The 15,420-nt window shown below is 45.1% G+C and carries 10 protein-coding genes; 4 read left to right on the plus strand and 6 right to left on the minus strand.

Going from position 1 to position 15,420, the window contains the following annotated elements; translation table 11 throughout:
* Positions 1-42: 42 nt before the first annotated feature.
* From HYN49_RS05920 to HYN49_RS05930, 3 genes are read left to right on the plus strand one after another with little or no spacing between them, the layout of a single operon-like run.
* Positions 43-3,582, plus strand: a complete 3,540-nt coding sequence (locus tag HYN49_RS05920) for a gliding motility-associated C-terminal domain-containing protein (RefSeq protein ID WP_108903259.1) — start codon at positions 43-45, stop codon at positions 3,580-3,582.
* Between the two features lie 5 nt (positions 3,583-3,587).
* Positions 3,588-4,523 carry a PorP/SprF family type IX secretion system membrane protein gene (locus HYN49_RS05925; RefSeq protein ID WP_108903260.1) on the plus strand — a complete coding sequence of 312 codons (936 nt, stop codon included), beginning with the start codon at positions 3,588-3,590 and terminating at the stop codon, positions 4,521-4,523.
* A gap of 1 nt (position 4,524) precedes the next feature.
* The gene (locus HYN49_RS05930; RefSeq protein WP_108903261.1) at positions 4,525-6,591 is read left to right on the plus strand and encodes an OmpA family protein; all 2,067 of its coding nucleotides are present in this window, start codon (positions 4,525-4,527) and stop codon (positions 6,589-6,591) included.
* A 40-nt stretch (positions 6,592-6,631) separates the two neighbouring features.
* Here HYN49_RS05930 and rodA read toward each other — a convergent pair whose 3' ends face one another.
* The 6 genes from rodA to purH all read right to left on the minus strand — a co-directional run bounded on the left by rodA (position 6,632) and on the right by purH (position 13,829).
* A complete protein-coding gene (gene rodA, locus HYN49_RS05935) occupies positions 6,632-7,885 on the minus strand; it encodes a rod shape-determining protein RodA (protein ID WP_108903262.1) in 1,254 nt (417 codons plus the stop codon).
* Positions 7,886-7,891: 6 nt separating this feature from the next.
* Entirely contained in the window at positions 7,892-9,787 is a 1,896-nt protein-coding gene (locus HYN49_RS05940; RefSeq protein WP_108903263.1) for a peptidoglycan D,D-transpeptidase FtsI family protein, read from the minus strand.
* Positions 9,784-10,290, minus strand: a complete 507-nt coding sequence (locus HYN49_RS05945) for a rod shape-determining protein MreD (RefSeq protein WP_108903264.1) — start codon at positions 10,288-10,290, stop codon at positions 9,784-9,786. Before HYN49_RS05945 ends, HYN49_RS05940 begins: the two co-directional genes overlap by 4 nt.
* Complete coding sequence (gene mreC, locus HYN49_RS05950) at positions 10,287-11,117, minus strand: rod shape-determining protein MreC (protein ID WP_108903265.1); 831 nt, start codon at positions 11,115-11,117, stop codon at positions 10,287-10,289. The genes HYN49_RS05945 and mreC overlap by 4 nt, the downstream gene beginning before the upstream one ends.
* Before the next feature lie 100 nt (positions 11,118-11,217).
* Entirely contained in the window at positions 11,218-12,246 is a 1,029-nt protein-coding gene (locus HYN49_RS05955) for a rod shape-determining protein (RefSeq protein ID WP_108370194.1), read from the minus strand.
* Between the two features lie 56 nt (positions 12,247-12,302).
* Positions 12,303-13,829 (minus strand): bifunctional phosphoribosylaminoimidazolecarboxamide formyltransferase/IMP cyclohydrolase, encoded by a 1,527-nt coding sequence (gene purH, locus HYN49_RS05960; protein WP_108903266.1) that lies wholly within the window; start codon positions 13,827-13,829, stop codon positions 12,303-12,305.
* A 255-nt stretch (positions 13,830-14,084) separates the two neighbouring features.
* On the opposite strand from purH, the gene HYN49_RS05965 reads away from it, so the two are divergent.
* The gene (locus HYN49_RS05965; RefSeq protein ID WP_108903267.1) at positions 14,085-15,338 is read left to right on the plus strand and encodes an ABC transporter permease; all 1,254 of its coding nucleotides are present in this window, start codon (positions 14,085-14,087) and stop codon (positions 15,336-15,338) included.
* The last annotated feature ends 82 nt before the right edge of the window (positions 15,339-15,420 follow it).

The raw sequence follows: 15,420 nt of genomic DNA on the forward strand, positions 1-15,420 counted from the left end.
TCTCGGTATTAAGTGTTATATTGGCGCTAACCAAAAACACGAATGTCACCGAAACCAATCAATCCCCGCAGTTTAATGCCGGTTTTTGTGCTGATTTTTTTTCTTTTCACAGGAAAAATACAGGCGCAATGTGCAGGTGCCGACACTGCCATTGAAATCTGTGACTATGACAACCCTGCAAATCAGAGTATAGATCTTTTTGCCTTACTGGGTCCTGATGCAGTTCCGGGCGGATTTTGGATTGATCCGATGCAGTCCGGCGCATTAAACGTACTCACCGGCGAACTCAACCTCTGGCATTTCCATTTTACAGGCGTATTTAATTTTATTTATGTAAGGAATAATATTCCGGGTTGTACCGATAATAATGCCATCGTGACAATAACAATAGGAGGTTATACTGGGGTGCCAAGCCCTGATGGAATAGCCTGCAGTAGCAATGACCACGTTAATTTATTCAATTATTTCATAGGTATGGATCCTTATCCGCAGCATAATGGGGTATGGACATCCCCAAATGTAGGAATCATAGAGGATAAATATTTCAATGCGGCCGCTACAGGTCCGGGCGTTTTTACGTTTACTTATACTACGGAAGCCGTTGGTTCCTGCCCGGAAAAGTCGTCTACCATATTTGTTACAGTTTATGCTGCGCCGAATGCAGGTTCTGCGTCTGATTTCGTGGTTTGTGAAGCTGATGACCTGACGCAATATGCAAACCTCGATCTTTCAGGGATCCTGCAGGGCGAGGATGGCAATGGATTGTGGTCTGAATCTGGGACTTCTGAATTGTCCGATCCTTTTGATCCGGTTATCGACCTGCAGCACATTTATCAAACCCAGGGCAGCGGTGAATATACTTTTTCCTATACCGTTTTTCCGCAGCATCCTGTGTGCGATAAAAGTACTTCGGAAATCCGGATTATCATTGAAGACAGGATTGACCTTACCGATGCCACGCTGGTATTCGAGGACTTTTGTGGGGAAGCAGGGGGTGGCCCTTTTCATGCCACGTTAACGCAAGGCCCGGATCCGATAAAAGATGGTGATCAGTACGAAATAGATTATCATGTTGAAGGCCCGGGAATTTCAGAAACACGTACGCAGCTTATTGAATTTGCCTCAGGAATTTCCCATTTTGATATTTTGCCGGACGGCATCGGCCAAGTGGGAACTTATACCATAACCATCACAGACATAAGGGATTTGTCAAGCCACCAATCGTGCGATAATATTGCCGGACTGCCCGGGATTTTTCACGTCTATCCGTTGCCTGTTATCGACGACGCTGTGATCAGCATCCCGACGGTGTGTAAGGGTTCAGATGGTATAGTACTCATCAGCACCATGGATATTCCGGATGGGCCTTATGAAATCACTTACAATATTTTTGCCAGCAATAAAGCCCTCAATCAGCATGTTACCATCAACGTGGTCAATGGTGCGGCACAGTTAGACATTCCCGCAGCAGTGATCCCAAACACGGGCAATTCCACTTTTTACATCATCCACATCGTTGATCTCACAACAGGCTGCGAAGCCGAGGTGGATAAATTCAGGACATTTATCATTTACGATCTTCCTTTTGTAGATAACATTACACTGGAGGCACACAGTGGCTGCCTTTCTGTCGGGACTACGGTTTTAGTAACCGATCTTGGTACGATGACAAATGTTAAAGTCACTTACGACCTTTCCGGCGCAAATTCCGCTACAGCGCAAGAAGCAACGTTCACGGCGGTGCTGGGCAACGGGACGTTTACGATCCCGCCTTCGCTGCTTCCTAATTCCGGGTCGACCACCGTAACGCTCACCATTGTGCAGGATTTGGTGACGGGTTGTTCCAGCCCTACGCATGTCCAGGATGAATTTATCATGAATATCCTTCCTGATGTATCGTCATTGAATGCCACTGTAACCGATGTATGCCAGGGAAGCACCGTTTCAGCAACAATATCGGGACTTGGCACACAAGCCAACCTGACGCTTGGCTACACCTTGTCCGGTGCCAATACAGCACCGCTTCAAACGATTGCATTAAGCAATACCGGTACTACAAATTTTACAATTCCTTCGGCTTTAATCCAAAACCCAGGTGAAACCACATTGGGCATCGCCTCCGTTACCAATACCATTACAGGTTGTATCGCTGTAGTAAATTCGGATGTGGTTTTCAATATCAATCCGTTACCTCCCGCAAATACGTTTTCAGCCGTAATCCAGAATACGTGTATCGGGCAACCTGTATTTGCACTGCTTTCCGGTTTTGGCAATACAACCGATATGAATATTACGTACTCGCTTTCCGGGGCCAATACCGCTGCTGCACAAACCGGCAGCCTGGTCATTACCAATGGGAGTGCAGTATTCAATATCCCTCCGGCTTTACTTGCAAATAGCGGTAATACCACTTTTACCATCACCCATGCCGATTATCCTGGTACAGGTTGCGGTATAAATGCCGGCCTTACCAGAAGTTTCACAATCAACCCTTTGCCTGATGTTTCCACGATAGCCGTGCAGGCTACTGATGCTTGCTATGGCAGTGCGGTTCCTGTTGTTATTTCAGGATTGGTTGGGAATACCCCAGTTGTCGTTTCTTACGAACTTTCCGGTGCGAATACTACTTCGATACAAACCGCGACAATTACGCCCGTGGCCGGAAATGCCACTTTTATAATTCCGGCGGCATTGGTCCCGAATGCCGGGCTCACAACGATCTCCCTTTCGAAAATCAATAATCCGCAAACCAGCTGTGAATCCACCACTACCGTTGCTGGCAATTTCAGCATCAATACGATTCCGCCCGCTCCGGTGGCAGTAAACAGGAGTTTCTGTATTGAAGAAAATGCTGTCGTTACTGATTTGTTGCCTTCAGGGAGTCAGTATTTGTGGTATGCTTCCGCAGTTGCGACCCAGCCCTTAAGTGGCGATGCCGTTTTAAGTAGTGGGAATTATTTCGTTTCCCAAGCCAGCAATACCGGATGTTTCTCACCACGAACATCTATTACAGTAACCATAACCGAACAAGTTCCGATCATACTTAATCCTGACGGGGCACTTTTCTGCGGTGCCGATAATCCGACACTTGCGGAGCTTACTGCGAACATATCAGGCGACCAGGCGGTCCTTTGGTATGATGCGGAACAAAACGGGAACCTGCTCGCTAATGACCTGCTTCTTGAGCAAGGTGGCATCTATTATGGAGTAGGGGTTTCGGAAGCGCTTGGCTGCAGGTCGCAGGAAGTGCTTGCCGTTACGGTGTCCCTTACCCAATGCGACGAAGATCCCACACAATACGACTTCTTCATCCCCGATGGATTTTCACCCAATGGCGATTCGGTAAACGATACCTTCCGGATTCCGGATATCGAATTCCTCTATCCTGACTATTCCTATGAGATTTACAATCGTTACGGCAGCATTTTATTTAAAGGCAATATCAATCAACCGGCATGGGATGGTACCAATACCGAATCCGGAGGGGAAAAGATTGCCCCGAACGGGGTGTATTTTTATGTGGTTAAGTTTAACAAAGGCAGTGTTCCGTCAAAACAGGGTAGACTTTACCTGAACCGATAAGATAAATGAAAAAAGCATTACACAGCGTCATTTTTCTTTTATTTGCAACGGTCCTGTTGGCACAGCAGGACCCGCAATACACGCATTATATGTACAATATGAATGCGGTGAATCCAGCGTATGCCACGGGAACAGAATCTGTGTTGAATGTAGGAGGTCTGTACCGTACCCAATGGGTGGGCGCCGTCGGGTCCCCGAAAACAATGACATTTTTCAGCCACATTCCCGTAAGTGGTAAGATTGAACTTGGCGTTTCCCTGATTTCGGACGATATAGGTGACGGTGCGAAAAAGGAAAATAATTTCTATGCCGATGTTGCTTACGTCATTTCGCTTAAGAATAAAAAGAAACTGGCCTTCGGGATAAAAGCCGGATTTACCTCTTTTCAAACCAATTTCAACGGTTTCCGCCTGGAAAGCGGCGACCCGTCAACCGATCTGGCTTTTGCGCAAAACATCAATTTTTTTAAGCCTAATATAGGTACCGGGGTTTATTATTTCTCCGACAATTATTACCTCGGATTGTCGGCACCCAATCTGCTTTCGACCAACCACATCGAAGAGAAAAACGGCATCCATGCCATCGGGTCTGAAAAAATCCACACTTTTTTTACCGGCGGTTACGTGTTCAGATTAAGCGGCAATCTTAAATTCAAGCCCGCTTTTATGGCGAAATATATTGACGGGATGCCGGTTACTACGGACATTTCCGCCAATTTCCTGTACAACAGGCGCTTCGAACTCGGTGCCGCATACCGCTGGGATGATGCCGTAAGCGGCTTGATGTCAATCGGGGTCAGTCCGAGTATCCGCATCGGTTATGCTTATGATTATACGTTGTCAAACCTGGGACAGTTCAACTCCGGGACCCATGAAGTCTTTATTCTATTCGACCTTGACCTGCTGGGCAAAGGCTATGATAAATCACCGAGATTCTTCTGATATGAAAAAAGTATTCCTCATACTCGTACTATTTTCATGCTTCGGTGTCCGTGCACAGGAGTTTGCCGAGCAGCGTGCCAAACGTTTATTTGAGCGTACTTACTACAGCGATGCCCTGCCGCTGTATGAAGAACTCGTGAAAGACAGCCAGTCGCTTGAGGTACTCCGCAATCTTTCGGACTGTTATTATTATACGAATGATATTGAAAATGCGCTAAGATATTACAGGCTGTTACTGAGTGCTTTTCCGAATATTGATGCAGAATACCAGTTCCGCTACATCCAGTGCCTGAAAGCGACCGGGAATTACGACAAGGCAAACGAACTTATGCGTAAAAAAATCAAGGCGCCCGAAGCGTTGGAAGCCTTTGAAAAAAAGCTGCACGAACTCGACAATATCTCCGGGATAGGCGAGCGTTTTGAAATCCATAACCTGAAAATCAATACGAAAAACTCCGAATTTGGTGCCATAAAGTCGGGTGATAAAATTGTCTTTGCGGCTATTGTCAACGACGCTGCCGCTAAAAAATACAAATGGAATGGCGAGCAATACCTTGATTTGTTTTCAATTCCATCGACGGAAGCCACGGTTGCAGCGCCTTTCCCTGCAGAAATCAACACGGTAATGCATGAAGCCGATGCCGTATTTACGAAAGACGGCAGGACCATGTATTTCACACGTAATAATTTTAAGAATGGGAAGCGCGTTAAAAATGCTAAGAAAATATCGACGATGCAGATTTTCAGGGCAGAGCTGGTGGATGGTAAATGGAGCAACATCACGTCGCTTCCGTTCAATAATGACAACTATTCCGTGGAGCATCCGGCCCTTAGCAACGATGAGCAGACCTTGTATTTTGCATCAGATATGCCGGGGACGTTAGGATCTTTTGATATTTTCAGCGTGCAAATCAACGGCAATAATTATGGCGTGCCTGAAAACCTCGGGAATAAGATCAATACCAGCCGGAAAGAGCAATTTCCTTTTGTTTCGAAAGACAACAAGCTCTATTTTTCATCGAACGGCCATCTGGGCTTTGGATTGATGGATGTTTTCGTCGCCGATATCCACAATGATGGTTTTGGAGTGCCTTTAAATGTAGGCCTGCCCGTGAATTCAGGATATGATGATTTTGCCTTCAACATCGATTCAGAAACCAGGGAAGGTTTTTTCGCTTCCGACCGCCCAGGTGGCAATGGGGGCGATGACATTTATGGCCTGGTTGAAACCAAGCCCTTGATCGTCCGGGATTGTATGCAGTTGATTTCGGGAATTATTTCTGATGTGGACACTAAATTGCCTTTGGATAGAGCGACAGTCGTCCTCCAGGATAAAAATAAGAATGAGATCACGCGGAAGGTGACAGAAACCGATGGCAAATTCTCTTTTGAGGGGAATTGTGAAGAAAGTTATGTTGTTTTGGCTTCAAAAGAAGCATATAGCAGCGATTCGAGAAACCTGACTTTGAGTAAAATCCGTGATAAGGTAAACGATGCCTCCATGGCACTGAAGTCGGATGCCGCAGTCAAAAAGGAACAGGATGCTTTAGCCGAAAAAGAAAAAATGGAACTTGCTGAAAAACAGAAAGACCTTGCCGAAAAACAAAAGCAGCAACTTGAAAAGGACAAGCAGCTCGCCGTCGTAAAAAAGAAAGAAAAAGAAGAAGCGATCCTCAGTAAAGAGAAGGACGTGGTGCGCGATAAGGACAGGCTGTTGATTAAGACCGACCCGATTTATTTCGATTACGACCTATGGTACATCCGCAAGGAATCCAAACCGATCCTGGACCGCGTTATAGCATTGATGAAGAAATATCCTGACATGGTGGTTGAAATCGGATCACATACCGATGTGCGTGGGAATAATGCCTACAACCTCGAATTGTCATCAAAACGCGCCGCTTCCACGCGCGATTATTTCCTGAAGATGGGCATCCCTGCCGCACGTATTTCCGCCAGGGGTTATGGTGAGACAGTCCCGATTATCCAATGTATTCCGGATCATTCGTGCACGGAAGAGCAGCATGAATTGAACAGGCGAAGCGAATTTGTGATCAAGAATTTGTAAAGCGTCACCATGATGCTGCCTACTGAGACAGCTTACTACATTACCACTCGTTCACTTTGTTCGCGTCCATTTTCACGAAAATGAATATCAGTACCGTAAAGCCCCAAAGCCCGGAGCCGCCATAAGAAAACATCGGCAGCGGTACGCCAATGGTAGGGAACAACCCCATGACCATGGTAATATTTACGAAGAAATGTATGAATAGTATCGATGCGACGCAGTAGCCGTATACGCGGCTGAACTTGGTTTTCTGCCGTTCAGCCATGTAAATGATCCTTACGATCAGCCCCATGAAAAGTAAAACGACCGTCATAGAGCCTGCGAACCCCCACTCTTCACCAACAGTAGTGAAGATATAATCGGTGTGTTGCTCCGGTACGAACCCCCCTTTGGTCTGGGTGCCTTCAAGGTAACCTTTGCCCAGCAGTCCGCCGGAACCGATGGCGATTTTAGATTGATTTAAGTTGTATCCGATGCCTTTGTCGTCTACTTTTTTGCCCAGCAGGATATTAAACCTGTCGCGGTGGTGCTGTTGGAAAACGTGGTCGAAGACATAGCTTGTCGATACCGTAAATCCCGAAACCAAAATCAGCATCATACCACTGAAAATAATATTCCTGTTGACAATCCTTGTCCTTAAATAGATAAACCCAATGATGATTGCTGCGATCAGGATGATAGACCAGGTGGTGATGACCAGGCTTAATACGAAAAGTATGGCAGCTATAAATCCAGTCCAAAGATACCATGACGGCAATCCTTCGCGGTACAGCACAAAAAAGAATACCATGAATATCAGCGCGCTTCCCGGGTCATGGGGCGCAATGAGCAATACGGGCAGGAATATGATTCCCAATGCCTGTACCTGGCGGTGTACGTCCTTTAAGTTGACCTGTACGTCGCTGAGGTATTTTGCAAGCGCCAAAGAGGCACCAATCTTTGCAAACTCTGCAGGCTGCAGGCTGAAACTGCCAAACGAATACCAGTTTGTCTGCCCGTTCACTTCTTTTCCAAATACAAATAAACCGGCCACCAGGAGGACAGTGGCGGCATAAATCACGCCGGCAAATTTTTCATAAAACTTCCCGTCCACCGAAAGGATCATGATGATTAACGGAATGGCCAGGATGATGTTCAGCAGCTGTTTGCCATAGAATTGCGAAAGGTCAAACAAATCGGCGCCTTCTTCGGGCAACGACGACGAATAGATATTGAGCCATCCCATGATGACCAATACGATATAAATCATCACCGTGATCCAGTCCAGATTGCTTCTGATGCTTTGGTTCCTCATGCTCGGTTAGTTGTCGACTTGTGTGGAATCGATCGGTTCGGGTTTAATATTTGTAAGCGTATCGGAACTTTTCTTCGTAAATCGTTCGTATTCGCTTTTCAGGCTCTTTTCGAGTACACGTTTCTCTAAATCTGTACGCGTAATTTTGCCGCGCAGGTATTTTTCTATCATCAGGCTTGCAATCGGGCCTGCAATCGTCGCACCGAAACCGCCGTTTTCCACAAACACTGCAATCGCGATTTTCGGATTTTCCATCGGTGCAAAAGCGACGAAAATAGAGTGGTCCTTAAGCTGGATCTTTTTCCCGCCTATCCTCGTAAAATTCTCTGCCGTACCTGTTTTTCCGCAAATGTTAATCCCTTCCACTTTAAGCGCACTCGCCGTACCGAAATTGTAAACATCGAAAAGCCCGGAAATCATCGGTGCAAAATATTTCTTATCGATTGTTGAGACGTGCTTTTTGGTAAACTTCGGATCGATTTTTTCACCCTTGATCTTCTTGATGATGTGGGGCGTATAATAATAACCCTGGTTGGCTACGGCCGCAATCATATTGGCGAGTTGTATCGGCGTGGCTTCCACTTCGCCCTGCCCGATTGCGTTGGAAACGATCGCTGTGGCTCGCCAACCGCCGTTAGGATACATTTTTTTGTAGGTTTTTGAAGTAGGAACCCTGCCGCGTTTACCGGTAGGAAGGTCGTATCCCATGAAATCGCCCAATCCGAAACTGCGGACGTGCTTACTCCAGACATCGACTGCTGCTGCGGGTTTTACATATTTATTGATCGTCCGCAGGTAAACATTCCCAAAATAGGCATTACAAGAATTGTAAATCCCATTGTGCAATTGGTGTGGCCCGAAACCGTGGCACTTCATAAAACGCCCGCGGGCATAACTGAATCCGTGGTGGCACATAAACGTCGTCTGCTCATCAATAACACCTTCCTGTAACCCGACAAGGCCGGTCATGATCTTAAACGGTGATCCGGGGGCATATTGTGCCAGCAACCCGCGGTCAAATAAAGGCTTGGCTATCGAATCACGCCAAAGCATCGTGTAATTCCTGGAACGCTGCCGGCCCACCAATAAGGCCGGGTCATATGACGGCGCTGTAACCAGCGTCAGGATTTCTCCGGTTTTTGGTTCAATGGCTACGATCCCGCCCCGCTTATTGATCATCAGTTCTTCGCCATATTGCTGCAGGATGGCATCTATGCTCAGTGTAATGTCTTCGCCGCGCACCGAAATCGTGTCGAAACGGCCTTCCTTATATGGTCCGATGTCTTTATTGAATTTATTCATCTGGCGGTATTTTACGCCTTTTACACCGCGCAGTATCTTTTCATAACTTTCCTCAACGCCTTGTATGCCAATCAAATCCCCCGAATTATAATATGGGTTATTGTCTATGGTTTTTTGGTTTACCTGGCTAATGGAACCAAAGACATTGGCACCGACATGCACCTGATAATCGCGAAGTGAACGTTTTACAATATCAAATCCTGGGAATTTACGCTGTTTTTCCTGGAATGCCGCATATTCTTTTTTATTGAGTTGCGGAAGGAATACCGAAGGGAGCATCGGGCTGTAGTTTTTGGCTTTAGTCAATATCCTGATAAAATCCTCTTTGGTGATGTTGAGCAGGCTGCAAAACTCCACTGTGTCGATATCCTTGACATTCCTTGGCGTGACCATGATGTCGTATGAAGGTTGGTTTGCCACAAGCAATTTTCCGTTCCGGTCATAAATATAGCCGCGTTCGGGATAGTCGAATTTCTTCTTGATTGAAATGTTTTCCGATTTGAGTTTCAGGCTTTCATCAATCAATTGCAAATAAAACAAACGTGCCAGGATCATGATTCCGGCAATGATAATGACTGTTGGCAGCAATACTTTCCTCATCGTTTATTCGGTTTAAAGATATAAATGATGATGATACAGAGCAGGATCGTGAAAATACTGCTGAAGATCGTACGGAACACAATGTCAAAAAAGAAGCTGAAACGGAAAGTCTCCAGGATAAACAAAATGACATGGTGCAGCAGCACGCAAATCGCAATGAATGAAAAACGTTCAGGCGTTAAGCGGTCATTAATCTTGATGGTCTGGTATTCGTAACTTACACCGAAAGAAAATTTGAAGAAAGCAGGCCGGAAATATGCCAATGCAATACATGCAGTGGTATGCACGCCGCCTGAATTCAGGAAACTATCCAATAATATGCCCAACAGGAAAGCTGATAAAAGCAATCCATAACGGTTGCCGTTTACCGGATACAAAATCAGGAACAATACATAGGGATACGGATTGATGTAGCCCAAAAACTGCATATTATTGAAAATAAGCACCTGGGCCGCGAGCAGCAATACGAAACGGGCGATATTTAATAAGACCGTAGCGTTCATTTGGCCGGTTGGGTTTTAGTCTGTAATGCCTGGATTTCTTGCTTGTCTTTCATGTCAATGATGTACACGTGGCCCAGATTGGTCATGTCATTGAACAGCTTGACATCCAGTGTGTAATAATTCGTCTCATCATCGGTGTAAATTTTATAAATGGTGCCGATACCGATATTTTCCGGGAAAATCGTCGAATCCGAATTGGTCACGATGGTGTCTCCTTTGCGGATCATCGCCAGCCTCGGCACATCGGTGAGTTGTACATATCCGGTGCTTTTGCCATTCCATGACAAAGTTCCAAAGTGATTCGATTTCTTAATCTTGGCGCTGATTTTCGAATTCAGGTTCAGAATACTCTGGACAGTGGCATAATGAGCTGAGGTTTTTTCTACCAGTCCGACAATGCCCAGGTCATTGATCACGCCCATATCCACGCCTATACCCTCCTTGCTTCCTGAATTCAGTGTGAGGTAATTCTCGGGCATGGTAAAGGAGTTGTGAATCACTTTCGAAACAGCAACGATATTGACTTTGTTCACGCCCTTGATGGTGTCAGGCAGGATGGTTTTCGTGGTGTCGGCTTTGTTGAACAGCAGGCTTTTTAATCTTGCATTTTCAATAGCAAGTTCTTCATTCCGGGTCTTAAGGTTAAAATATTCGCTGATGGCGTTCATGCGTTCATACACGCCGCCGGTCAGGAAATTAGCAGAAGAGATCACCTTGCTTTTATGATACGAATGCGACTGTATCGTCAGTGAAAACGAAATTCCCAAAAGCAGCAAAAACAGCAATTTGTAGCTGTTTTTAAATATAAAATTAAATATTTGCTGCATTTGTAACCGATTAAGATAACGCTGATTGAAAAAATCCCAAATCCCAATAAATCTAATAAAAATTAGCTTTACATCTTGGGACCCGGGATTTGTTTATTAACTATTTAATTAAGATGCTTCTGAACTTGGTAATGTTCTTCAAAGCGATGCCGGTGCCACGTACCACGGCCCTTAACGGATCTTCCGCGATATAAACAGGAAGGTCGGTTTTCTGTGAAATCCTCTTGTCAAGGCCTCTTAACATCGAACCACCGCCGGCCAGGTAAATTCCGGTGTTGTAAATATCTGCTGCCAATTCCGGTGGCGTTTGCGATAAGGTTTCCATTACTGCATCTTCGATACGCTGGATGGATTTATCGAGTGCTTTTGCAATTTCGCGGTAAGACACTTCGACCTGCTTTGGTTTTCCCGTCAAAAGATCTCGTCCCTGTACCGACATATCATCCGGTGGGCTTTCAAGGTCTTCAATGGCGGCACCGATTTCAATCTTGATTTTCTCTGCAGTGCTTTCTCCAACGAAAAGATTATGCTGCGTACGCATATAATAAATAATGTCGTTTGTAAAAACATCACCTGCAATTTTCACCGATTTGTCGCAAACGATACCGGCCAAAGCAATGACTGCAATTTCTGTTGTTCCACCACCGATATCGACAATCATGTTTCCTTTTGGCTGCATGATATCAACTCCGATACCAATAGCAGCAGCCATTGGTTCATGGATCAGGTATACTTCTTTTCCGTTTACGCGCTCACAGGATTCCTTTACAGCGCGCATTTCCACTTCAGTGATTCCTGAAGGAATGCAGACGACCATGCGCAGGGCAGGGGTGAACATCCTTTTCTTCAATGCGGGAATACTGTTGATAAACATTTTAATCATCTGTTCCGAAGCTTCGAAATCAGCGATGACCCCGTCTTTTAAAGGCCTGATGGTTTTGATGTTTTCATGTGTCTTACCCTGCATGAGGTTGGCTTCCTTACCCACATGGGTAATTTTTCCTGAAACCCTATCGCGGGCTACAATAGAGGGGCTGTCAATCACAACTTTGTCGTTGTGAATAATCAGCGTGTTGGCTGTTCCGAGATCTATCGCGATATCCTCGGTCATGAAATCAAAAAATCCCATAGGTCTTTTATGAATTAAAGAAGGTTAAAATTTTTAAGTGGACAAAGTTACATAAATTAATGTTTGAAATGACGGGTTCCGGTAAATACCATCGCAACTTTATTTTCATTGCAATAATTGATGCTCAGTTCGTCTTTTATCGAGCCACCAGGCTGAATTACAGCGGTTATTCCCGCATTGTACGCAATCTCGACACAATCCGGAAACGGAAAGAAAGCATCGCTGGCCATCACCGAATTTTTCAAGTCAAACCCAAACGCATTTGCTTTTTCAATGGCCTGTTTTAAAGCATCGACCCTTGAGGTTTGTCCAGTTCCTGAAGCAATCAATGTGTTGTCTTTTGCTAAAACGATGGTGTTGGATTTGGTATTCTTGCAGATTTTAGAAGCGAAAATCAAATCGTCAACCTGTTGCGCGGTCGGTGCTGTATCTGTAACGGTTTTTAGTTGTTCTTTATTGTCGGTGATGTTGTTACGGTCCTGCACTAAAACGCCGTTTAATGCTGTGCGCAGCTGTTGTTGCGGCAAATCCACATCGTTTAAGATTAAGATGATACGGTTTTTCTTTTCGGACAAAATGGAAATGGCTTTATCGTCATAAGCAGGCGCAATCACGACTTCGCAGAAAAGCTTGTTGATTTCGGAAGCAGTATCCCCATCGATTTTCCCGTTTGCGATCAAAACACCACCGAATGCGGAAGTAGGGTCGCCCGCCAAAGCATCGAGATAAGCCGCTTTCATGGAACTTCTTGTGGCGAGTCCGCAAGCGTTATTGTGCTTTAAAATGGCAAAAGTCGGTTTGTCGTTTTTGAATTCCAAAATCAGGTTTACCGCCGCATCAACATCCAGCAGGTTGTTGTAGGACAACTCCTTGCCATGGAGTTTCTTAAACATAGCGTCAAAATCACCGAAGAACCAGCCTTTCTGGTGTGGATTTTCGCCGTAGCGCAATATTTGTCCACCGGAAATGCTTTGCTTTAAGATGGTTTCGTCGGTATTGAAATAATTAAAGATGGCCGTATCGTAATGCGAGGAAACGTGGAACGCTTTTGCAGCCAACAGTTTCCTGTCTTCCAAAGTCGTCGCGCCGTTTTGGTTTGTAATCAGTTCCAATAGTTTTGAATAATCATCCATCGAAGCGACGATGACGGTGTCCTTGAAGTTTTTCGCGGCAGCGCGGATCAGTGAAATGCCACCGATGTCGATTTTCTCAATGATATCAGCTTCGGAAGCGCCCGAAGCGACGGTTTTTTCGAACGGATATAAATCGACAATCACCAGATCAATCTGCGGAATGTTATATTCAGTCATTTGCTGCACGTCGCCTTCATGGTCCTGGCGGTTTAAGATGCCTCCGAAAACTTTCGGGTGCAGCGTTTTTACGCGCCCGCCCAAAATGGAAGGATACGAAGTTACTTCTTCAACCGGAACGACCGGGATGCCAAGGTTTTTGATGAAATCCTCAGTACCGCCTGTGGAATAAATGATGACATCCTGCTCATGTAGTTTTTGTACAATCGGTTCGAGTCCGTCTTTTGAAAACACGGAAATCAGTGCGGATTTAATGGTTTTTGTGGTGTTCATTGTAGTTGTGTGTTTAGTGGTGCAAAAGTAGTTTTAAATGACAAAATTTACTAATTTGAAAATGAGATAATTTTAGCCAAGCGTCGGATTCTGGTACGGATTGCAACAGGGATGGGAGCGGCATCCTTTTTTAATCCCGTAGGGTTGAAAAAGATATAGCGGACAGCCCGGGCCGCAGGCGTTGCCCAAATTAAAAATACCATTAGGATTTTGCCGAAAAAATGATGATTTTTACCATACTTCAAATAACATCCAATGATTGTTTATTTACGCCTGCTCAGTGAAAGTTTCAGTTTTGCGATGAATGCGCTGCGGAATAATAAACTCCGCACATTTCTCTCTTTATTAGGTGTAACCATCGGGATTTTCTCCATTATAGCGGTGCTCGCGGCAGTAGATTCCCTGGACAGGAAAATTACGAAAGATTTGAGCAGCCTTGATAAGAATACGATTTACCTGTTCAACGATTCTTTCGCGCCGACCGATGTGCCGCAATGGAAAAAGAACCAGTTCCCGAACATGAAATACGAGGAATACCTTTACCTGAAAGGCGCGATGAGCCACCTCGACCAGATGGGTTACCAGATTTTTACCAAGCCGGAAACCTTGAAATATGATTCGAAAACCATGTCTTCCATCAATATCGTGCCTGTGTCTTATGAATTTATTGATATACAGGGATTGGAATTTCAAAGCGGGCGTTTTTATAACGAAGCCGAATCGACTTCGGGCGCGCGCGTTGTGGTGATTGGGGATGAGATTGCGCAGACGTTCTTTGGAAATGGGGATCCGATCGGGAAGGGAATCCGGATGTACGGACAGCGTTTTACGGTAATCGGGGTATTGAAAAAGCAGGGTTCAGGAGAAAGCATGGGGCCGAGCAATGATATTTCTGCATTTATTCCGGTAAATTTTCTGAGAAGATTGTACAGCGAAAGCAACAGGATGCTGACCAATGTCATTATCGTAAAGCCGGTAAAAGGCGTCGATATGGATGCGTTCAAGGCGGAACTTTCGCAAAAACTCCGCAATTTTCGCGGGATGAAGGCCGGTGATGAAGATGATTTCTTTATCAACGTTTTTTCGGGGCTTACAAACTTCATTGACAACATTATCAGGCAGATGAATATCGCGGGGTGGATCATCAGTATTTTTTCGTTGCTGGTGGGCGGTTTTGGAGTCGCCAATATTATGTTCGTTTCGGTAAAGGAGCGTACGAACCTGATCGGAATCCAGAAATCATTAGGCGCCAAGAATAAGTTTATTTTGTTCCAATTCCTTTTTGAAGCTATTATTTTATGTGTGATTGGCGGAATAATCGGAATGTGCCTTGTATATGTCGTGATGCTGGTGTTGACCAAAGTGCTTGACTTCGAATTTGTGCTTGGCCTGGGAAATGTAATGTTAGGGACCGGGCTCGCCGCCGGAATAGGATTGATATCGGGCTTGTTGCCGGCGATTTCGGCTTCGCGACTGGATCCGGTGGAAGCGATCCGGAGCGGAATGTAATATTTAAATTATGAATTACGAATTACGTTTGTATCATAATTTGAAATTCGTAATTCATAATTAAAAAAAATGCTCCCTTTTG

The sequence above is a fragment of the Flavobacterium pallidum genome (assembly GCF_003097535.1).
GTDB classification, from domain to species: Bacteria; Bacteroidota; Bacteroidia; order Flavobacteriales; family Flavobacteriaceae; genus Flavobacterium; species Flavobacterium pallidum.

Coding starts and splice junctions, on each gene's coding strand:
- HYN49_RS05945 (WP_108903264.1), bottom strand. CDS start 10,290: ATGAACGCTACGGTCTTATTAAATATCGCCCGTTTCGTATTGCTGCTC.
- mreC (WP_108903265.1), bottom strand. CDS start 11,117: ATGCAGCAAATATTTAATTTTATATTTAAAAACAGCTACAAATTGCTG.
- HYN49_RS05920 (WP_108903259.1), top strand. CDS start 43: ATGTCACCGAAACCAATCAATCCCCGCAGTTTAATGCCGGTTTTTGTG.
- purH (WP_108903266.1), bottom strand. CDS start 13,829: ATGAACACCACAAAAACCATTAAATCCGCACTGATTTCCGTGTTTTCA.
- HYN49_RS05925 (WP_108903260.1), top strand. CDS start 3,588: ATGAAAAAAGCATTACACAGCGTCATTTTTCTTTTATTTGCAACGGTC.
- HYN49_RS05955 (WP_108370194.1), bottom strand. CDS start 12,246: ATGGGATTTTTTGATTTCATGACCGAGGATATCGCGATAGATCTCGGA.
- HYN49_RS05965 (WP_108903267.1), top strand. CDS start 14,085: ATGATTGTTTATTTACGCCTGCTCAGTGAAAGTTTCAGTTTTGCGATG.
- HYN49_RS05930 (WP_108903261.1), top strand. CDS start 4,525: ATGAAAAAAGTATTCCTCATACTCGTACTATTTTCATGCTTCGGTGTC.
- rodA (WP_108903262.1), bottom strand. CDS start 7,885: ATGAGGAACCAAAGCATCAGAAGCAATCTGGACTGGATCACGGTGATG.
- HYN49_RS05940 (WP_108903263.1), bottom strand. CDS start 9,787: ATGAGGAAAGTATTGCTGCCAACAGTCATTATCATTGCCGGAATCATG.